This window comes from Vibrio sp. ECSMB14106 (genome assembly GCF_000972265.1).
Taxonomy (GTDB): Bacteria; Pseudomonadota; Gammaproteobacteria; order Enterobacterales; family Vibrionaceae; genus Vibrio; species Vibrio kanaloae.
In genome coordinates this window covers 155,648-174,285 of sequence record NZ_LAUM01000003.1, presented here as the reverse complement: position 1 = coordinate 174,285, position 18,638 = coordinate 155,648, and the positions used below count along the sequence as shown (strand labels likewise).

The window sequence follows — 18,638 nt, the reverse complement described above, 5'->3', positions numbered from 1 at the left end:
AAATAGTACAACTCAATTAATGATTTGGGCGTCTCAAACCAATGAACAACACCCAAACTTAGTTGACTAAAAAATTAAAATGAGTTCTCAGCGAGGTTTACATGGAACAGCTTGCAAAACAAAACAACAACATTAAACAACAAGCTAAAGCCGTTGCTGTTTCAAGCAACTGTAAATATCGAGCTTTAATCTTCAAGGTGTTAGAACGCCTGCAATTTGCGACGCTTGAAATCATCGAGCGAGACCAAAATTCAGTGTTTGGTGATCGAGAAGCAGACTTGAAAGGTCGAATTGTGATTCACGATGCGACCTTTTTTAGAGATGTTGTCATCAACGGCAGTATTGGTGCATCCGAAGCCTACATTGATGGCAAATGGACCAGCCCAGATCTAACTCGTGTTATCCAGATCATGGCGCGCAACCAATCGCAGCTAGACGAATTGGACGATAAAACACAGTGGATTTCTCGCATCAAAAACCTATTGCTTCGTCGTAAGAATGCCAACACCGAGCAGGGCTCTAAGCGAAATATTCTCGCTCACTACGACATCGGTAACGAACTGTATGAGCGATTCTTAGATAGCTCTATGCAATATTCGTCGGCTATCTACAGCGAAGAAGCAGAAACCCTATCCAAAGCTCAGCAAAACAAAATGAAAACCATCTGTGAGCGATTAGAGCTGTCTGAGAACGATAACGTGGTCGAGATAGGCACAGGCTGGGGTGGCTTGGCTATATTCATGGCGCAACACTATGGTTGCCATGTCACCACAACCACAATCTCAGATGCCCAACACGCGCTTGCAGAACAGAGAGTAAAAGCGCTCGGCTTAACCGACAAAATCACCCTCCTTAAGGAAGATTATCGTAACCTCGCTGGCGAGTATGACAAATTGGTTTCTATCGAGATGATAGAAGCAGTCGGACATGAATATCTACAAACCTTCTTTGAGAAATGTTCTTCGCTACTGAAACCTTCAGGCAAGATGTTGATTCAAGCAATCACCATCGCCGACAGTCGTTACGATAAATACCGCAAAGGCGTCGACTTTATTCAGAAGTACATTTTCCCGGGCGGTTGTTTACCTTCGGTTTCAGTGATGACTCAACACCTTGCGACCAGCACAGACCTTGTCGTCCAAGAAATTAATGACATAGGCCTGCACTACGCTCGCACGCTTAACGACTGGAACATCGCCTTTGAAAACAGCTGGCAAGAGTTAGAGTCTCTCGGTTATTCAGAAGAGTTTAAGCGCTTATGGATCTTCTATTTCTGTTACTGTGAAGGCGCATTCAAAGAGCGCGTGATCAGTACACATCACCTAGTGGCCAGAAAACCTCGTTACTTTGGAGCAAAAGATGAAACAGTTTTGGATTATTAATCTGGTCTTGTTTCAAGCGACCTGGGTTTGCAGCGCCTTCTTTACCGCGCAAGCCCCGTTCATCGCGCCACTGATTGTCGCTGTTCATTTCCTTCTCTCTCCGACTCGTAGTCGTGACCTGAAAATACTCTGTTTGCTTCCATTAGGGCTATTGCTTGATAGCCTCATGCTTTACTTCGGCGTGTTTGCCGTCGATTCTGAAATTGCCAATCAATCATGGTTTCCAGTGTGGCTCGTATGTCTATGGATCATGTTTTTGATCAGCTTCAATCACAGCCTAAATTGGCTTTTAAAATGCTCGAAAGTGATCTTGTTCGCCATAGGGTTCGTAGCGGGTACTAGTAGCTATTGGGGAGGCATCAAAGTAGGCGCCCTTATTACTACTTGGCCAGATGCATCGGTAGTCGCAGCCCTTGCAATAAGTTGGGGAATTTTGTTGCCCTTACTGGTGGCCGCCTACTCCAACTTAGTACAACCTGAAGTAGCAAGGACAACGAGGTGACTTATGGCTTATTCACGCAACCCTACCCAAGCGTTCATACCTGAGAACGAAACAAGCCGCGTTCGTGCGCTGTCAAAATCTACAGTGCAATCAAGCTATCTAAATCAAGAGAGCACTCAAACAACAAACAGATTGGTAAGCTTCATCACACTACCCCTGATTTTTGCTGTGCTCTTCTTTACTGGAAACGCGAACGCCTCTGCTGTTGATGATTTAAATAAACGCGGCCAAGGCGAAATGAGTTACCTGTTTTGGAAACTTTATTCTGCTGAGTTCTACGCAACGCCAACCAACTCAGATCGAGCATTAAAACTTGAGTATTACCGCGCGATAGATAGCAAAGACCTCGTAGACGCAACGAAAGAGCAATGGAACAAACTTGGCTACTCAAACAACAATATTCAACGTTGGCTACAACCTTTGTACGAGATGTGGCCTAACGTTGAAGCAGGAAGCACACTCACTATCCGTGTAACAGAAGACAATATAAGCCGGTTCTACTTCGACGAACAACCGATCGGCACCATCCAAGACAAACAATTTGGTGAAGCTTTTTTGGCAATCTGGCTATCTGAAAACACATCCGAGCCCGGCCTACGCAAACAACTATTAGGGTTAAATAAATGAGTCCAAAAACAAAAATAATAAAACTCGCTCTAGCACTGCTTTCTCTCATTTTGCTAGCGGGCTGTGGCTCTGCAAGTTTAGAAGACCATGTCGACACTACGCCAGAGCTCAAGCTTGAAACCTTTTTTAATGGTGATCTGATGGCCTATGGCATGGTGCTCGACCGCTCTGGTAACCTGCTGCGCCGCTTTGATGCCAAACTTATCGCGACTTGGGACGGTGACAACGGAGAGATAAAAGAGTGGTTCTCCTTTGCTGATGGTGAGCGCTCAACTCGCGTTTGGAATCTGATCAAAACGGGCGAAAATACCTATTCTGGGACTGCCAACGATGTCGTTGGAACCGCTTATGGTGAGACTCAAGGCTCCGCCCTGTACTGGAAGTATGACCTCGAAATTGAAGTAGACGGCAGCACCTATGAAGTCGTACTAGATGATTGGATGTTCTTAATGGACGAAAAACGACTATTCAACAAAACCGAAATGTCGAAGTTTGGCTTTAAGGTCGGTGAGGTCATCTTATACATAGAGAAAATCTGATGAAGCGAACCTTAGATTTAATATTGTTCGTTTAGCGCGAAATTTCAGCCCACAAAGATATGTTGTGGGCTGTTTTGTTTGATCTCGCGAATTGCATACCTGCAAGCTCAACGCTCTGTGCTAAGATGCGCCACCAGCACACAAATGGGCTAGGCTCACACATAGCAGTTCCTATTTGTTTCGCTAGCGTAGATTTCCTAACATGATTAATTGAAAAGGCTTTAAAGCATGAGCAAGTTGACCTCAGCGGAGCGTAAAGCTCGCGACAATGAACGTTTCTCACAACGCGTAAACGACCGCAGAGAAAAAGGTGAAGACGTCGTTGCTTACGCACTGACCAACAAAAAAGCTGTAAAATTCCTGACTAAGTCCGAGAAAAAACGTTTCAACGAAACGAAAGCGACTCTTCAAGAAGAGAAGCGAGTTAAAGAACAAGAAGAGCTTAACCGAATCGAAGACGCGTTCACGATCAAACAGTTCGACGAAGAGTAACCTGACTCTAAAAACCGCTGGCATGACTTAACAAACCCAAGCAAGCATGAACTTAAATTATTATGTCAGGGTGAGCATGAAAGTGTGCGACAATGCTCGGCGTAAATTCATATTCAAGGTTTATTATGAAACTTCTAGTTCGTAACCTATCACGCTCTACTTCTGAGCAAGACATCCGTGTGCTATTTTCTGAGTTCGGTTCAGTAAAAGAGTGCAGCCTAGTTTTAGACCAAGAAACTGGCGACTCAAAAGGCTTTGCTTTTGTTGAAATGCCAGAGCAAGAAGAAGCTAAAGCGGCACTAAACAAGCTGAACTTGTCAAAGCTTGGCAAAAACACGATTCGTGTAAAAGTAGCGAACTCTTAATCGAGTCAATGCTTCATAAGACGCATTGCTTAGCTTAACAGCAGCACAGATGATAAAGCCCGTAACAATATGACGTTTTCCAGCGCAATATCGTTACGGGCTTTTTACTGCTCTCGATTCTCTTTTCACACGCTTCGAATACACCTACAGACCTTCATGCTCATCAATCGCACGTCTTGCTTCTGCCATTGAACATCCAGACTCCATCACCAGCTGCGCCACAGTCATCGAGGGTGTCGCCGCTAACAGAGAAGCCAAACACACCACAGGTTTAGGCAGTACTTTGTCGATTGCAATGGCGATCCAACCGTCTTTTTCGTGGGTGAGCAAGTCTTTAAATTCAACGAGTTGATGCTCTTGAGCGACCAACAACCAATTACGCGAACGACGGACTCGTTTCAACTGGCATCCACATTCCGCAGCATTCGCCATCACTTGGCTTTTATCACTCACACGATGTACAAAACTATTCAATGGGACACTAAACATAACTCTCTGCTAACCAATCTATTCCTACCATTCAAGAGCTCTCTACCTATCTCTCAGAACTTTCTAGCTGTCACTTAATAAAACCATACGTAGGATTACACAGACACAAAAAAACCGCCAGTGATGCACTAGGCAGCCTCGCGGTTGTTCTATGTTAACGTGTGTTGTTTACGCTTTAGTTTCTACCACAATGTCCGTTTTTACCGAGTTCGCAATAAAACAGTTTTTATGCGCTAAATGGTGCAGCTTTTGGATCTGTTTGGCCGTTGGTTGCTTAGTTCCTAAAAACACAATCTCAGGTCGCAGCGTTACCTTTGTAACGGACGAACGACCTGACTCATCTTCTTCAAGCACACCAACTGCATCGTCCACATAAGAACCGATCACATACTTCTGTTTAGCCGCGATGCCCAAAAAAGTCAGCATATGACAGCTAGAAAGTGCTGCAATAAAGGCTTCTTCTGGATCAACATTCTCGGCCACCGAAAGTGGCAATGGCACCACATGAGGCGAAGAGGAAGCAGGCACAGTGACACCACCATCGAACTCCCACGTATGGCTGCGACTGTATTGATTGTCGCTAAAGGCTTCATCTTCCTCTTTTTGCCAACGAATGACCGCACCATATTCAGACATAATCCCTTCCCTTTATAGTGCTCAATAAATTAACGATCAGCGGGGTGATTAACACCATCATTAGTGACCACATCACCAATATCAAAAGGGTTCACCCCTTCCAAACAACCGATATTAAAGCCATATTCATTTGGGCTTGAGCGGCGTTGATGATGGGTATAGATACCACAGTTTGAGCAGAAATAATGCTTTGCGGTGTTGGTATTGAATTGATAAAGCTTGAGATGCTCTGCACCTTTGAGGATCTTGATTCCATCCAGCGCAACAGAGCCCACAATCGCTCCCCTGCGACGACAGATAGAACAATCACAGCGGCGTGGTTTTTCTATCCCGTTAGGTAAGCTGAGCTCTAGTTCAACCGCACCGCAATGGCAGGTTGCCTTGTGAAAAGGTTGAATAACCGTGTTACCGACGACTTTCATTTCTCTCTCCAATCACGTCCTTATGTTGCTCGTATGATAACCAGTTCAATGATCTCTGTCCGTAAGCTGGCGCTGAGTTCGAGAGATCCGTCATACGTAGGTGAGCGTCGACTCTTTGTCTGATCGCTCGACCAAACCACTGAAATTCTCAAGAAGATAATCTAAGAAGAGTCGGATACGCTTCGGCTGATATTTCTTACTGATGTACACCACATTCAAGTCGGCGCTTGATACAGAAGTCGAGGTGTTAAAGTTCTTCATGTAGCCATTGAGCAGAGTCACAAGACGCTGGTTATTGATGTCATCTTGCACATCCAACACTGATTTAAGGGCAATGCCCTCGCCTTTTAATGCCCAATATCGAATCACTTCACCGTCGTCTGAGAATCGCTTTGGTACAACGGTAATCGACTTCTTCATATCATGATCTTGGAAGTGCCATGTCTTGAGTTCTTCATTGCTGCGCAGCATCGCTAAACAATCGTGTTCGACCAAATCTTGTGGCGTCAACGGCGTTCCATGCTTGGCAAGATATTCAGGCGAGGCACACAGCACACGTCGGCTTGGCGACAAACGTCTGGATATCAAACTGCTGTCGACCAACTCCCCATAACGGATCACGATATCCATGCCCGATTCCGCAATATTCGATAGGTTATCGTTCAAATACAGGTAAGGAATCACATCTGGATACTGCTGACAAAATTCCGACAAAATTGGCAGGATGTACTGCTTACCGATGTCTTTCGGCGCAGCGATCTTTAATGGGCCTTTAACCTCTTTGACACCATTCTGAATCAGATTTTCAGCCTCGCTGACATTATCTAATATCTCCAGACATGCCTTGTAATACAGCTCGCCTGAGTCAGTCAAAGACACATGTCGCGTGCTTCGATTCAACAACTTCACGCCATATCGTTCTTCAAGTGCCTGCAGCCTTGCTGTCATGGTCGCGGGTGATAAACCCAACTCTCGCCCCGCGGCAGCCAAACCTTGATGTTTGACAATACTGACGAACATCGCCATGTCTGAAAACTTATCCATTCTATTCGTGCCCTATTGTTCATTTAAACCGAATAATGAATTTATATTTTAGCCAATTATCAAATTTAGTCGAATAAATATAATAACAACCATCAGCAGAACACTTAGGAATTCAAGACATGAACAACGAACTAGCAAACCAAGAAAAAAACACCTTCGTCATCATTGGTGGCACGTCAGGTATTGGTAAAGCATTAGCAATGCAATTGAGAAACGAAGACAACACAGTACACATTGCCAGCCGTCACACTGGTGTTGATATCAGCCATGAAAAATCGATTTGTGAATACTTCGAATCAATTGGTCCATTCGATCACTTGGTGGTCACGGCAGGCTCATCCGCTCCGGCTGGAAAAGTGACAGACGTTGCTATCGACGACGCAAAGTCGGCATTCGATACCAAGTTTTGGGGCAGCCTAAACGTTGCTAAGCATGCAGCACGTTACATGAAACCTAACGGTTCGATCACGCTCACGACGGGCATGCTATCGCGCAAAGTGGTCGCTGGCACTTACGTAAAAACGGCAATAAACGCCGCACTAGAAAGCGTGACTAAGATACTGGCGAAAGAGCTATCACCGATTCGAGTCAACGCCGTCAGCCCTGGCCTAACCATGACAACTGCCTACAAAAACATGGATGACTCAGCTCGTTCAACCATGTACGACAACGCGAAAAACAACTTACCAGCAGGCAAAGTCGGAGAGGCTGAAGATATCGCAATGGGCTACCTATTCGCGATTAACAACCCATACGTAACTGGGTCAATCATCGACATCGACGGCGGCGCTCTGCTCGGCTAACCCCTTAACGACACAAAATGCAATTGTTAGGGCTTGTATATAACGCCCTAACAAACAAGAATCAACATAGGTAGCTCATCATGAAACAAGAAGCCGTCCACCAAGAAACTATCCATAAAGAAAAGATTCCATTCCAAGTTTGGATACTGACACTCGCGGCTTTTGCTATCGGCACAGCTGAATTCGTTATCGCCGGCATTCTTCCACAAATTGCCACATCCCTTTCGATCACCGAAGGTCAAGCCGGATACCTAATCAGTGCTTACGCATTAGCTATCGTTATTGGTGGCCCGATCTTAACCATCTACCTCGCACGTTTTAACAAGAAGATGGTACTGATTGGCTTAATGGCTTTGTTCATCATCGGCAATATCTTGTCAGCCTTAGCTCCTAGTTACCCACTTCTACTTGCAAGCCGCGTTATCGCAGGCTTAGTGCAAGGTCCTTTCTATGGCATAGGTGCAGTTGTCGCGACCAATTTAGTGTCTGAGAAAATGGCAGGTCGCGCCGTTGGCCAAATGTTCGCAGGCTTAACGCTCGCTAACGTTCTTGGGGTTCCCGCAGGGACTTGGGTGAGCTTGCAACTCGGTTGGCATACCACCTTCTTTACCGTAGCGGCGCTTGGCACAGTTGCGATGATCTCTATCCTAATCTCAATCAAATCAACGGGGCACAGTGAAGCGAAAGACATCAAAACTCAGCTTCTGGCGTTCAAAAATCCAATGCTGCTGATCAGCTTGGCGATCACCGCATTTGCTTGGTCTGGCTTTATGACGCTTTACGGCTACCTAGCGCCTATCGCCATGCACATCACGGGCTACGGTCAAGAATCAGTAACTTGGATCTTAGTCATTGTGGGTATTGGCTTAATCATCGGCAACACTTTGGGCGGACGTTCTTCAGATAAAAACCTAGGCAAAGCTTCAATGTTTTGGGCTGTCGCAATGATTGTGTCATTGGTGGTGGTTGGCCTTGTGGTAGACAACAAAATCCTATTCGTTGCAGCGGCATTTGTCTTTGGTATTGCATCATTTGCGAACGTTCCTGCTATGCAACTTCGAGTAATGAACCACGGTGGCGAAGGCCAAGAGTTAGCAGCCACCGCGAATATCTCAGCGTTTAACTTAGCTAATGCCTTTGGTGGCTTCCTTGGCGGCATGGTGATCGACAGCCAACTAGGCGCAGGCATGATTCCATTCGCAGCCGTTGTTGTCCCCGTGATTGGCTTGCTGCTAATCGCCAAAGCTAACCGAGCTAACAAACCACAGAGCAACTCAATTTTTAGCCCTGCGGAAAACAAGTAACTCCGCTTGCCACTGGCACTAGACAAAACCAAAAACTTTAAGACCACATGCTCCAACAAGGTAAACACCATGAAAAAATTATTCGAAACATCAGAACTGAAAGGCCTAGAGCTGCAAAACCGTGTGGTTATGGCTCCCATGACTCGCGCACGTACTAGCCAGCCCGGGAACGTACCAAACGATATGATGGCGACTTATTACCAGCAACGCGCCAGTGCAGGGCTAATCATTACGGAAGCAACGCAGATCTCAGACGACTCTCAAGGCTACTCCTTCACACCCGGCGTTTATACCGATGCTCAAATTGAAGGTTGGAAATCAGTAACCACAGCCGCAAAAGAACAAGGCGCTGCGATATTCTGCCAGCTATGGCATGTCGGCCGCGTGTCTCACCCAACCTTTCAAAAGGGCGAACTGCCAATTGCACCTTCAGCATTGGTACCAGTAGAAACTCAGGTTTGGATTTCTGATGAGAATGGAAACGGCAACATGGTGGATTGCATCCAACCAAGAGCGATGACCCAAGCAGACATCGATCGTGTCGTTCAAGATTTTGCGAACTCGGCGAAAAAAGCGGTAGAAGCAGGGTTTAATGGCGTCGAGATCCACGGCGGCAATGGCTACCTAATTGACCAGTTCCTAAGAACCAACTCAAACAAGCGCACCGACAACTACGGTGGCAGTCGTGAAAACCGACTTCGCTTTCTAATTGAAGTCGTGGATGCAGTCATTGAAGCGATTGGTGCTGACAAAGTAGGCGTACGTTTAGCCCCGTTCATCACCTTCAAAGACATGAACTGCCCAGACATCGTGCCAACGATTCTAGAAGCGTCAAAGGAACTGCAAGCTCGTAATATCGCTTATCTACACCTATCAGAAGCCGACTGGGATGATGCACCGGTTATCCCTGAAAGCTTCCGTATAGAGCTAAGAGAGTTGTTCTCTAACACCATCATCGTTGCTGGCAGCTACACACCAGAACGCGCTGAAGAAGTACTAAGCAAAGGCTACGCCGACCTCGTCGCATTTGGTCGCCCGTTCGTGGCAAACCCAGATCTCGTTTCACGCCTACAAAACGGCAGCGAACTAGCACAACTCGACGGCGCTACTCTATTCGGCGGCAACGAAAAGGGCTATATCGATTATCCGGTGTTATAACGGATGTAGAAGATTAACCACCAGAAACATTTCCTTCAGGCAAAAGAAAGGCTCGCATGACTAGTGCGAGCCTAATGCAGTTTAGGGGGTAAACCGCAATCGAGTTTAATCTTAAGATTAATTATTTAACTTATGAGCCTTTATGCACCTTTGCGCATTGGTATTCTATTTTTAAATGATTCACTGCAATTAATCAATCGATAAAAGTTAGCGTTTGGTCAATTTAAACCACATAGATAACAGTGATTTAGTGAGTGACGTCTAGAAAAGCATCATAAAACTCATAAAAATCAAACCTATAAGCTTCTCATTTGCCAGTAGCCTTCACCATTGGTTGCGAGTTGGCTGTGTAAATAATCGAGCGTATCTGCGACCGTTCCAGCGATGCCTTGTGGTGGATTGAATAACAGCAAACCACTGCCGATCAGGCGATCATCACCCTTGGGATCTCGAAGACGAAGCTCCGACTTAATCGGACTTGGTAGCAAGCCATCTTTCACCGCTGTCACGCTGTGGTTCAGAATCAGTGAGCTCTTATCATCCGTGTACAGCGGATACCAAATTAATGCTGATACCTTCTCAGACTGCTGATACGCCTTAACCAAGGCATCGATCACCGCGAGGTATTCAGAATCGGTTTCATAGGGTGGGTCGATGACAATCAGGTGATGATTATCGTGTTTTGCTATGTCATCAGGCAGTGCTTTCAAGCCATCGCCCGCGGTAATGGTGAGCTTACTTGAAACATCAAGATCTCGTTGCAGCTTCTCAATGTTGACTTGTAATAGGTCGGCTTCATCTTGCTGAATGTCTGAAAAATAGAAACTATCTTGGCTGCGGCCTTGTTGATAGGTGATGGCCGCAGAGCCGGGATACAGCGTGAGAATCTGATTCGGATTGTAGTATTCCAGCACCGACATAAAAGATGCAAACGACTCTGGAAGATAAGCCTTGTTTCGCCATAAATAGCCGACCCCTTCTGCGAACTCGCCCGCATGATTACTTGGCGCTGTGGTTAGATCATAACACCCTGTTCCTGAGTGTGTGTCGATAACATTGAGGCGTGAGTGTTGCTGCATTAATGATTTAACCAGTGCACTCAAGACTGGATGCTTGAGTGCATCCCCATGATCGCCTACGTGACATTGATGTCGATATTCCATTCCCTTGCCTCATCTCTACTAGCGTCATATAAACATACTTCATATCCTGAGGACTTGCTTGCTCAATCTATTGTTTTTTGAATTAGCCTCTTTTGACTAACTGCTTGACTCTTATAAAAAATAAAGCCCCTCGTTTTGTTATAAACGAAGGGCTTTATTGACGTTACTGACTAAGTGGTACTGTTAACCAATAGAGAGCCTAAGGGTACTCACCCTCAATTTCTACTGGTGGTTTCACTTGGTAGTGACAAGGCTGTAGTCCAAGTAACTTAGGCAGTGTGATGCCTACGGAAACGGAAGACCACGTACCGCTGACAATACCGACAACCAGTGCAATCGCGAAACCTTGCAGTGCTGCGCCACCAAGCAGCCAAAGCGCTGATACGGTGATCAACGTGGTTCCTGATGTCACCATGGTGCGTGAGAAGGTCGCTTTAACCGATTCGTTAAGCAGGTTGTCCGTATCACCGTTAGGGTTACCTCGTAGCATTTCACGAACACGGTCGGCAATGATGATCGAGTCATTCAATGAGTAACCCAAAATCGCCAACACAGCCGCTAACACAGTCAGGTTGAACTCGAACTGAGTAAAAGCGAATAAGCCCAAGATAAGCATCACGTCATAAATGATCGCAGCAAGTGCACCCAATGCCAAACGCCACTCAAATCGCACACTCAGGTACAACATGATCATTAGGAAACACACCAATACCGCCAAGCCTCCTTGGTCAACCATGTCTTGACCCACTTGAGGCCCAACCACACTGCTGTTAAGCACTTGTACTTGGTCGCTCACCGATGACAAAACATCCACTAGGTTAGGCTGTGCCGCATCCGTCAATTGGCTGTAACGGATTGTCCAGCGATCCTGTTCTGCCATACCAACCACTTGCACGTCTTGTTGGAAAGCCGTATCAAGTTTTGTTTTTAACGCATCTTTGGTTACTTGATCAGAGAGCTGAACCTCGGCAACCACACCGCCTGTGAAGTCCAAGCCCCAGTTAAAACCTTTCACCGCCACCAGCATCACAGAGCTCATGAACAGCACAATAGATATCGCAGACATCACCTTACGAAGGCGAGTCATATTGCTGTCTGAAATATAGCGGTCTGAAATATTGCTGTTTGAGTTAGTCATATTTGAAATACTCATGCTTAAATCCTTACGTCGTGGCGTTGGTCACGCCCCCAAACCAAATTGATGATCGCGCGTGACGCAAAAATGCCTGTAAACATACTGGTTAGAAGACCCAAACCTAAGGTCAATGCGAACCCTTGAATTGGTCCATTACCAATGGTGTACAGAGCCACGGCAACAATCATGGTGGTGACGTTGGCATCGAAGATTGAAGAGAATGCGCTATCAAAGCCACGGTCGATGGAGCTCGCAAAGCTGCGTCCTTCTTTCATCTTGTCTCGAATACGCTCAAAGATAAGCACGTTGGTATCGACCGCCATACCGACCGTTAATACCAAACCCGCAATGCCTGGCAGGGTTAATACCGCACCCGGTAGCATTGCAATCAAACCAAATAGAGTGGTCATGTTAACGACCAATGCAGCGTTCGCAACCCAACCAAGGCGGCGATACCATAGCGCCATAAACGTGAGAGTTAGACCAAGGCCAAGTGCCAAAGCAGTAAAGCCGTTAGTGACGTTTTCAGCACCCAGAGATGGGCCAATGGTACGCTCTTCAATGATGGTCACTGGCGCAGTCAATGAACCAGCACGAAGCAATAGAGCCAGCTCTTGTGCTTCAGCCATGCTGCCTGCACCTGTGATTCTAAAGCGGCTACCCAATTGAGATTGGATGTTCGCCACACTGATCACTTCACTGGTTTTCTCGCTGTTACCGGCTTTGTCACGGCTGTATTCGCTGTAAACAGTCGCCATTGGCTTGCCGATGTTATGGCGAGAAAACTCAGACATTTTCTTACCACCAGAAGAATCCAGCGTAATATTTACTTCTGCACTGCCCATCTCACCAATGCCACTGCGTGCGTCGATAATGTGTTCACCGCTTAATACCGCTTTGCGAGCAACAACGACACGATTGCCATCTGAATCTTTCAGAGTTTGAGTATTGCGCGTTGCATTGTCGTACACCGAATAGAACGCTAGTGAAGCAGTAGCACCAATCACGTCTTTCGCGGCTGCTGGGTCTTGTACACCCGGCAATTCGATACGGATACGGCTTTCACCTTGGCGTTGAATCGATGCTTCTGTGATACCTAGCTCTTCAATACGGCTGCGCATGATTTGCAGGTTTTGTTGAACCGTTAGATTACGTAGCGTTCTTTGCTCTTCTTCAGACTGAGTTAACGTTAGCGATTTATCTGAACGGTCACGTTGCCATTGTGGGAACTCTTCACGAATCAGCTTTTGTGCTTTTTCGAAATCTGCATCAGTACGGAAGTTAAACTCAACTTGGTTGTTCACCACTTTACCGCGTGCATAACGCACTTGGCTGGTGATCTCATCGACCACAGATTGCGCTTGTGCGTGGTAAACCGGTTCCATGTCCACTTCTAACAGGAACTGCACACCACCACGTAAATCAAGACCTAGCTGAATCGGCGCGAAGCCCATATCTGTTAGCCATTTAGGTGCTGCTGGCTCCATAGCAAGCGCAACCGTCGCGTTGTCGAGAAAGCGCTCATTAAGCACTTCTTTGGCTTTCGCTTGTTGCTCGGCGTCTTCCAAAATAACGACTAAACGTTTGTCTTTTTGAAAGGCTGATTTGGCTTGGATGCCTTCACTCGCAAGGTATTGAGTTACCTGAGTAGCATCGATAGTTTGCTCAGAACGGTTACTTATTTGAACCGAAGCGTTCTCGCCATACCAAGAAGGTAGAGCACTCAGAACCATGATGATGATAGTGGCGATAAGTACCACGTATTTCCACTTTGAGTAGTGGTTTATTTGTTTTCTTGGAATGCGTTTTTTCACAGTCAAGATCTCTTCTTTGAACTAAGTTTTGCGAACACGAACGATGACTAGCCTCAACCAGAACCAGCTGATTGAGTAGTAATGTTAAAAATGGTGTGTCGCTATATTTTGATTAATTGGCGAATTCAACGGGCACGAGGCGGCCATCGATACGACCAATTTGGGGTCAAACGATTAGCTAAGAAGTTCTCGGAAATGCGAGTATTGAATATTGCCCTCTTTCCACCCAGAAAGCCGGGAGGACGGAGAACTCACAATGCTGGTCCAGTGCTGCTTGGAATCCAACAACGGTGTGTTGAAAAGCAGAGAAGCCAGTAATGAAGGGGGAGAGAAGTCGATCAATAGATGATAAGCAGGCTCAAGATCGGCCACGCTTTCTTGCTCGTTACTGAGCATACGTCTGAAGTTTGCTGCTTGAAGGTTTGATTCGGTGTCGTGATAGTTGGAACTGTCACCAGAAGGCACGGTGCCAAACGGAACCTTATCGCACTCTAAATAACCCGACGGATTATCCGTAGTGGCTTGTTTACACTGTTTTATCGAGGAAGATTGTTCATTCTGCGAAGATTGCGCTTGAGCCGAATGAATTTGGAATGGCTTAGAAGGAAACGAATAGCCGTTAGAATTCACTAAGCCAAAGCTCAGTAAAAACAACATTAAGACTAATCGGGTACCCAGTTTAAGCAATGAACAACAATCCTGAATGGTAGAAACAGTGACAATATAGAACAGCTATGAAAGTTACAATTGATTTGAAATCACAACCGCCGACATTTGACATTACGCTGACAATTGTTCACCTCATTGCGCTGTGTTTGCGCATCCTGTGTCGCGAGAAAACAAAAAGCCAAATGACTTAACATTTGGCTTCGCTCCAAACTCGCAGATTCAGGGCTGATAGGTTACTTACCTGAAAAGCGATTTAGCTTAGCTTTGTGGTCTTAACAAGTTCTTCAATTTATAACTGTTATCGCCAAAAATCTCTTTCGCATACTCCGTCATGTCTTTACTAGAAATAGAATCCGTCATTCTCTGTAGATCAAACAATGCTTCAACACCATAGTCATGAATTAAGTAACGCGAAATAAACCAAGCTTGTTCAGTCGGCTTAGTTTGGAGTGGAGTGAGGTCTGCCAACAGCTGCTTAGCTGCCGTTCGAGTCTCATCTTCAGAAATCCCTTTTGCAGCTTCAACAATGACCTTATCAATCGCCTGTTCAATTTTATCTGAGTTTTCTGGAGCCGTTAAAGAGCCGATTAGCCAGTCATAGCTAGGCTCACTGTCTTGTGCGACCGAGTACACATAAGGCGCATAATCCAAACCTAACTCTTCACGAACATAAGCCGTTAAACGGCTCGACAACACACGCTGAAGCATATCGTCCATAAACACATCTTTTGCAGTTTTATCCCGAGCTTGCTGGGAAATCACACGCAATAAATACTGGCTGCTGTCTTCATTATTAATGGATATATCCATTCGTTCTTTCGAATCAGTACTATAAGCCACCTTATAATGAGGAGACACAACGGCTTCTAGTGGCAATGAAGCAACATATTGACGCACAAGAGGCTTGATTTCAGCGGGGTTAATATCAGCAACAATAACTAACGTATTGTCTCTCAATTTTTGAAAGAGTTGATGCTGCACGTTAAGTATATCTTGCGACGTGACAGCTTTGATATCGTCACTTTCAAGCATCATGTGGCGGCTGCTTGTTTGATAGCTATTGCGATTAACCATCTGAATAAACTGCCCCACAGGTGTTTCTAGATATGCGGTACGAGATTGAGCAAATTCAGACTTCACGGCCTCAAGCTGGTCACTGTCTATTTTAGGTTCGGTTACAATGGTGTGGAGCGCAGCTAAACCTTCTGCAAGCGTCTTTTTCTTGGCGCTTATTTCTAAGCCATGATGAGTAAAGTTGATGAAGGGATAGATTTCAATGTCTTCGCGTCTCAAGTGAGCGGTTAGCTCCGAACCACTAAATTTACCAACACCACTACGAATCGAAGCTTGCAGCGCAATTTCTACAGCAGGAAACAGCGAAGGATCCAACGCCGCTTTTCCACCCTCACTCGCATAGTACACGCCAACATTATTACCCGCCTCAGAGTTACGTAAGTACCAAACTTCAATGCCGTTGCTTAATGTCCATTGCTTCAAATTAGGATCGTCACTCACCTGAACTTGCTTTACAATTTTTCCTTGAGACGCTGGCACACTAAACGCAGAGCTTGCAGTAACGAGCAATGGTTTGTTGCCAGTTTTCTTATAGGTTCTCCTGACATCTTTTAGCTCGTCATTCATTGCCTGCAAATCTTCTTTAGACGATAAACCTAATCCCAAAATATATGGGCTAGAAAGTAAATCATCTAAATTATCATTTACGGCTTTGAGATCCGTATTAGCAAGAAACGTTTTCAAGCTCGACTTATAATCAAGCTGTGATTGAACCGTCTGGTTAATCACCAGTGCCGTCGACTTACCATTCGCATGACCCACTGCATCCATTTTTTCCCAGTTCACTTGAATGTCATCAAGATTCGCTTGGTAGGCCTGTATTACACTCATAAACTCATTCTCACTCACGCCATGATCACGTAAAGAAGAGAGAGTAGAAATAAACTGCTGCTGACTTTGCTCTCGACTATCGGCAGGAAAGCCAACCGTTGTAATAGAATAGCGTTGGTACTCTAATAAGTAAGGAATCGAAGCAACCCATTGCACTGGTAGCGCAGCGTCAACAAAATCAGAATTCAATCTTTGTTGGATAAGTTGCTGAGCTATTTCGTCTAACCAAAGTTGATGTTGCTGCTCATGGCTGTGTGTCACTCTTTCCCCACGATCAATGACAATCCCGATACTTGGTGACTCGCTCCCTGCGACGTACGCCACAAAATCTTGAGTATTGTAGTTCGTTGATAATTTCTTCACGGGAACAGGTGTCGTGCCTCTTTGCCAACTAGAGAAGCTTTTTTCGATCAACGGAATCACTTCTGCCAGTGTAATATCACCTGAAACAATCACCTCGGTTAGTTGAGGTTGATACCAGGTTTGATAAAAGTTCTCTAATTCTTTGGCACTCACATTAGAAACGGATTTTTTATTGCCCATGGGATCGTGGCTTTGGTAATTCGTACCCTCAACCATATGATTATAGAACTGAAACGAAAGAGGCTTATCTTTAACTCGCGAGTGTCGAAACTCCCCAAGTATTACTCCTTTCTCTTTTTTGGTCTCAGTTTCGGAGAGCAGTAAACCATCACCAATATCTCTAAACCATGCCAGCGCTTTGTCTAGATTTTTATTATCGGGTAAATCCAACTTATAGAGGGTTTCTTGATAAGAGGTATAAGCATTTAAGTCAGCGCCAAAGCTAGCACCAGATTGCTCAAATAGTTCTACTACATCATTACCTGAAAAATTTTTGCTGCCATTAAACGCCATATGCTCAACAAAATGGGCGTAACCTTTTTGTTGTTCGCTCTCTTGAAAAGATCCGGCGTGAACAAGTAGGCGTACTGATACGGGTTGTTCTCGGTCAGGGTAAACGTGGTAGGTTAAGCCGTTATCTAACTCACCTGTGACCCAATATGGATCGGATTTCAATAACGTTTGCTGCTGAGGCGTTGAGCTGCAACCTAGCAACGCGGTACTTAATACGATGACTAAATAGTGTGCTTTCATAACGATCTCTCTGAAGTAATTCTCTTCAATATATCCTATCGATAAAATGTAATAATTTCTTATTAAATCAAACAATTAAGATTTGAGAGGCAATCGATATTGGCATGAAAATGTTTAATTTATAAATTACACGAATGAGTAAGAGTAAGTAAAAGGTAAGGTGTCATTAAGCTCGTTTATCACATCCCTTTAAACCTGACTTGCGAGGCTCGGCTGATCGGTAGCTTCTCGCCTGACACATAAGCCGACATCTGACCGTAGAGCCCTTTCTTCACCTTATCAATGGCTGAAACTTTGACCACCACTGAACGGTGGATCTGCCAAAAATCATCCGGGTTAAGCTGGGCGATCAGCTCTTTTAGCGACACGCGAATAATAAATTCCTCTAGAGAGCCGCCTCGGCCTTTTTTGAATATCGAGACGTACTTGTCTTCCGCTTTGAAGTAAGCCACATCATCGACGGCGATTAAGTGGATATCTTCTCCGACACTGGCTTTGAGCCATGTTAGATATTGAACTTGCTGTGATGTTGATTGGGATAATAGCTGAAGCTGACTCATTAACGCCGCGATATCGGGTTGTACTGGCGTGCTATCTGATTTCTCTTGGTTGCTCGACAAGCGCGCTTGAACCTTCAGACATGTGGCAAGTAAACGCTCTTCATTGATCGGTTTTAGCAGGTAATCCATCGCATTGAACTCAAAGGCTTTGACAGCGTATTCGTCATAAGCCGTAATAAACACAATCAATGGCGGTGAATCTAGCTTGTTGAGTTGTTTCGCTAGTGAGATTCCATCCAGCTCCGGCATACGAATATCGAGAAAGGCCACGTCAGGCTTAAGCTGCCGAATACTCTGCATCGCCTCCAAACCATTTTGTACCTTACTGACAATATCGAGTTCCGGCCAAACTTCAGCCAAGCTCTTGTCTAAGTGGTGTCTTAACAGTGCTTCATCGTCTGCGATAATCGCCGTTACGCTTGGCTTTAATACTGGTTTTTTCATGGTCAGTCCTTTAAATTCACACTGTAAATCATCTGTCTTTCGTCATTGGGCTATGCTTTCTGATTTGTA

Annotated in this window: 19 protein-coding genes; 9 read left to right on the top strand and 10 right to left on the bottom strand. The window is 45.3% G+C overall.

Going from position 1 to position 18,638, the window contains the following annotated elements; all coding sequences use genetic code 11:
- Positions 1-101: 101 nt before the first annotated feature.
- The 6 genes from WR49_RS02845 to WR49_RS02820 all read left to right on the top strand — a co-directional run bounded on the left by WR49_RS02845 (position 102) and on the right by WR49_RS02820 (position 3,907).
- On the top strand, positions 102-1,382 hold the full coding sequence (locus WR49_RS02845) for an SAM-dependent methyltransferase (protein ID WP_046222991.1): 1,281 nt from the start codon (positions 102-104) through the stop codon (positions 1,380-1,382).
- Positions 1,360-1,884 (top strand): DUF2878 domain-containing protein, encoded by a 525-nt coding sequence (locus WR49_RS02840; RefSeq protein ID WP_046222990.1) that lies wholly within the window; start codon positions 1,360-1,362, stop codon positions 1,882-1,884. Before WR49_RS02845 ends, WR49_RS02840 begins: the two co-directional genes overlap by 23 nt.
- Positions 1,885-1,887: 3 nt before the next feature.
- Positions 1,888-2,511 (top strand): chalcone isomerase family protein, encoded by a 624-nt coding sequence (locus tag WR49_RS02835; RefSeq protein WP_017057640.1) that lies wholly within the window; start codon positions 1,888-1,890, stop codon positions 2,509-2,511.
- Positions 2,508-3,050: a DUF3833 domain-containing protein gene (locus tag WR49_RS02830; RefSeq protein ID WP_017057641.1), complete on the top strand. Its 543-nt coding sequence runs from the start codon at positions 2,508-2,510 to the stop codon at positions 3,048-3,050. Before WR49_RS02835 ends, WR49_RS02830 begins: the two co-directional genes overlap by 4 nt.
- 228 nt (positions 3,051-3,278) lie before the next feature.
- The gene (locus tag WR49_RS02825) at positions 3,279-3,542 is read left to right on the top strand and encodes a hypothetical protein (protein WP_017057643.1); all 264 of its coding nucleotides are present in this window, start codon (positions 3,279-3,281) and stop codon (positions 3,540-3,542) included.
- 125 nt (positions 3,543-3,667) lie between these two features.
- A complete protein-coding gene (locus WR49_RS02820; RefSeq protein ID WP_017061273.1) occupies positions 3,668-3,907 on the top strand; it encodes an RNA recognition motif domain-containing protein in 240 nt (79 codons plus the stop codon).
- A 144-nt stretch (positions 3,908-4,051) separates the two neighbouring features.
- Here WR49_RS02820 and WR49_RS02815 read toward each other — a convergent pair whose 3' ends face one another.
- From WR49_RS02815 to WR49_RS02800, 4 genes are all read right to left on the bottom strand, one after another.
- On the bottom strand, positions 4,052-4,396 hold the full coding sequence (locus WR49_RS02815; RefSeq protein WP_046222989.1) for a ribosome recycling factor family protein: 345 nt from the start codon (positions 4,394-4,396) through the stop codon (positions 4,052-4,054).
- A 168-nt stretch (positions 4,397-4,564) separates the two neighbouring features.
- Positions 4,565-5,032 carry an OsmC family protein gene (locus tag WR49_RS02810; protein WP_046222988.1) on the bottom strand — a complete coding sequence of 156 codons (468 nt, stop codon included), beginning with the start codon at positions 5,030-5,032 and terminating at the stop codon, positions 4,565-4,567.
- Positions 5,033-5,061: 29 nt separating this feature from the next.
- On the bottom strand, positions 5,062-5,454 hold the full coding sequence (locus WR49_RS02805) for a GFA family protein (protein WP_017070209.1): 393 nt from the start codon (positions 5,452-5,454) through the stop codon (positions 5,062-5,064).
- 90 nt (positions 5,455-5,544) lie between these two features.
- Positions 5,545-6,498 carry a LysR family transcriptional regulator gene (locus WR49_RS02800; protein WP_017057648.1) on the bottom strand — a complete coding sequence of 318 codons (954 nt, stop codon included), beginning with the start codon at positions 6,496-6,498 and terminating at the stop codon, positions 5,545-5,547.
- Positions 6,499-6,617: 119 nt separating this feature from the next.
- Here WR49_RS02800 and WR49_RS02795 point away from each other — a divergent pair, with 119 nt between their 5' ends.
- The 3 genes from WR49_RS02795 (at position 6,618) to WR49_RS02785 (ending at position 9,763) form a co-directional block, all read left to right on the top strand.
- A complete protein-coding gene (locus WR49_RS02795; protein ID WP_046222987.1) occupies positions 6,618-7,301 on the top strand; it encodes an SDR family oxidoreductase in 684 nt (227 codons plus the stop codon).
- Positions 7,302-7,381: 80 nt separating this feature from the next.
- Positions 7,382-8,605, top strand: a complete 1,224-nt coding sequence (locus WR49_RS02790; RefSeq protein ID WP_046222986.1) for an MFS transporter — start codon at positions 7,382-7,384, stop codon at positions 8,603-8,605.
- Positions 8,606-8,674: 69 nt separating this feature from the next.
- The gene (locus WR49_RS02785; protein WP_046222985.1) at positions 8,675-9,763 is read left to right on the top strand and encodes an alkene reductase; all 1,089 of its coding nucleotides are present in this window, start codon (positions 8,675-8,677) and stop codon (positions 9,761-9,763) included.
- Between the two features lie 296 nt (positions 9,764-10,059).
- Here the strand turns inward: WR49_RS02785 and rlmJ are convergent, their stop codons facing one another.
- The 6 genes from rlmJ to WR49_RS02755 form a co-directional block, all read right to left on the bottom strand.
- On the bottom strand, positions 10,060-10,926 hold the full coding sequence (gene rlmJ / locus WR49_RS02780; protein ID WP_046222984.1) for a 23S rRNA (adenine(2030)-N(6))-methyltransferase RlmJ: 867 nt from the start codon (positions 10,924-10,926) through the stop codon (positions 10,060-10,062).
- Between the two features lie 199 nt (positions 10,927-11,125).
- Entirely contained in the window at positions 11,126-12,079 is a 954-nt protein-coding gene (gene secF / locus WR49_RS02775; protein WP_046222983.1) for a protein translocase subunit SecF, read from the bottom strand.
- Between the two features lie 2 nt (positions 12,080-12,081).
- Entirely contained in the window at positions 12,082-13,881 is a 1,800-nt protein-coding gene (gene secD / locus WR49_RS02770; RefSeq protein WP_082082733.1) for a protein translocase subunit SecD, read from the bottom strand.
- A 168-nt stretch (positions 13,882-14,049) separates the two neighbouring features.
- A complete protein-coding gene (locus WR49_RS02765) occupies positions 14,050-14,532 on the bottom strand; it encodes a hypothetical protein (protein WP_046222982.1) in 483 nt (160 codons plus the stop codon).
- Between the two features lie 270 nt (positions 14,533-14,802).
- On the bottom strand, positions 14,803-17,565 hold the full coding sequence (locus WR49_RS02760) for a M16 family metallopeptidase (protein ID WP_046222981.1): 2,763 nt from the start codon (positions 17,563-17,565) through the stop codon (positions 14,803-14,805).
- 179 nt (positions 17,566-17,744) lie between these two features.
- On the bottom strand, positions 17,745-18,569 hold the full coding sequence (locus WR49_RS02755) for a LytR/AlgR family response regulator transcription factor (RefSeq protein WP_046222980.1): 825 nt from the start codon (positions 18,567-18,569) through the stop codon (positions 17,745-17,747).
- Positions 18,570-18,638 lie beyond the last annotated feature (69 nt).

What these genes read in the sequence shown, in the direction of transcription:
- WR49_RS02805 (WP_017070209.1), bottom strand. Translation starts at nt 5,454, where the DNA reads ATGAAAGTCGTCGGTAACACGGTTATTCAACCTTTTCACAAGGCAACC.
- WR49_RS02840 (WP_046222990.1), top strand. Translation starts at nt 1,360, where the DNA reads ATGAAACAGTTTTGGATTATTAATCTGGTCTTGTTTCAAGCGACCTGG.
- WR49_RS02800 (WP_017057648.1), bottom strand. Translation starts at nt 6,498, where the DNA reads ATGGATAAGTTTTCAGACATGGCGATGTTCGTCAGTATTGTCAAACAT.
- WR49_RS02815 (WP_046222989.1), bottom strand. Translation starts at nt 4,396, where the DNA reads ATGTTTAGTGTCCCATTGAATAGTTTTGTACATCGTGTGAGTGATAAA.
- rlmJ (WP_046222984.1), bottom strand. Translation starts at nt 10,926, where the DNA reads ATGGAATATCGACATCAATGTCACGTAGGCGATCATGGGGATGCACTC.
- WR49_RS02765 (WP_046222982.1), bottom strand. Translation starts at nt 14,532, where the DNA reads ATGTTGTTTTTACTGAGCTTTGGCTTAGTGAATTCTAACGGCTATTCG.
- WR49_RS02755 (WP_046222980.1), bottom strand. Translation starts at nt 18,569, where the DNA reads ATGAAAAAACCAGTATTAAAGCCAAGCGTAACGGCGATTATCGCAGAC.
- WR49_RS02835 (WP_017057640.1), top strand. Translation starts at nt 1,888, where the DNA reads ATGGCTTATTCACGCAACCCTACCCAAGCGTTCATACCTGAGAACGAA.
- WR49_RS02795 (WP_046222987.1), top strand. Translation starts at nt 6,618, where the DNA reads ATGAACAACGAACTAGCAAACCAAGAAAAAAACACCTTCGTCATCATT.
- WR49_RS02845 (WP_046222991.1), top strand. Translation starts at nt 102, where the DNA reads ATGGAACAGCTTGCAAAACAAAACAACAACATTAAACAACAAGCTAAA.
- WR49_RS02825 (WP_017057643.1), top strand. Translation starts at nt 3,279, where the DNA reads ATGAGCAAGTTGACCTCAGCGGAGCGTAAAGCTCGCGACAATGAACGT.
- WR49_RS02820 (WP_017061273.1), top strand. Translation starts at nt 3,668, where the DNA reads ATGAAACTTCTAGTTCGTAACCTATCACGCTCTACTTCTGAGCAAGAC.
- WR49_RS02810 (WP_046222988.1), bottom strand. Translation starts at nt 5,032, where the DNA reads ATGTCTGAATATGGTGCGGTCATTCGTTGGCAAAAAGAGGAAGATGAA.
- WR49_RS02830 (WP_017057641.1), top strand. Translation starts at nt 2,508, where the DNA reads ATGAGTCCAAAAACAAAAATAATAAAACTCGCTCTAGCACTGCTTTCT.
- WR49_RS02760 (WP_046222981.1), bottom strand. Translation starts at nt 17,565, where the DNA reads ATGAAAGCACACTATTTAGTCATCGTATTAAGTACCGCGTTGCTAGGT.
- WR49_RS02790 (WP_046222986.1), top strand. Translation starts at nt 7,382, where the DNA reads ATGAAACAAGAAGCCGTCCACCAAGAAACTATCCATAAAGAAAAGATT.
- secF (WP_046222983.1), bottom strand. Translation starts at nt 12,079, where the DNA reads ATGAGTATTTCAAATATGACTAACTCAAACAGCAATATTTCAGACCGC.
- WR49_RS02785 (WP_046222985.1), top strand. Translation starts at nt 8,675, where the DNA reads ATGAAAAAATTATTCGAAACATCAGAACTGAAAGGCCTAGAGCTGCAA.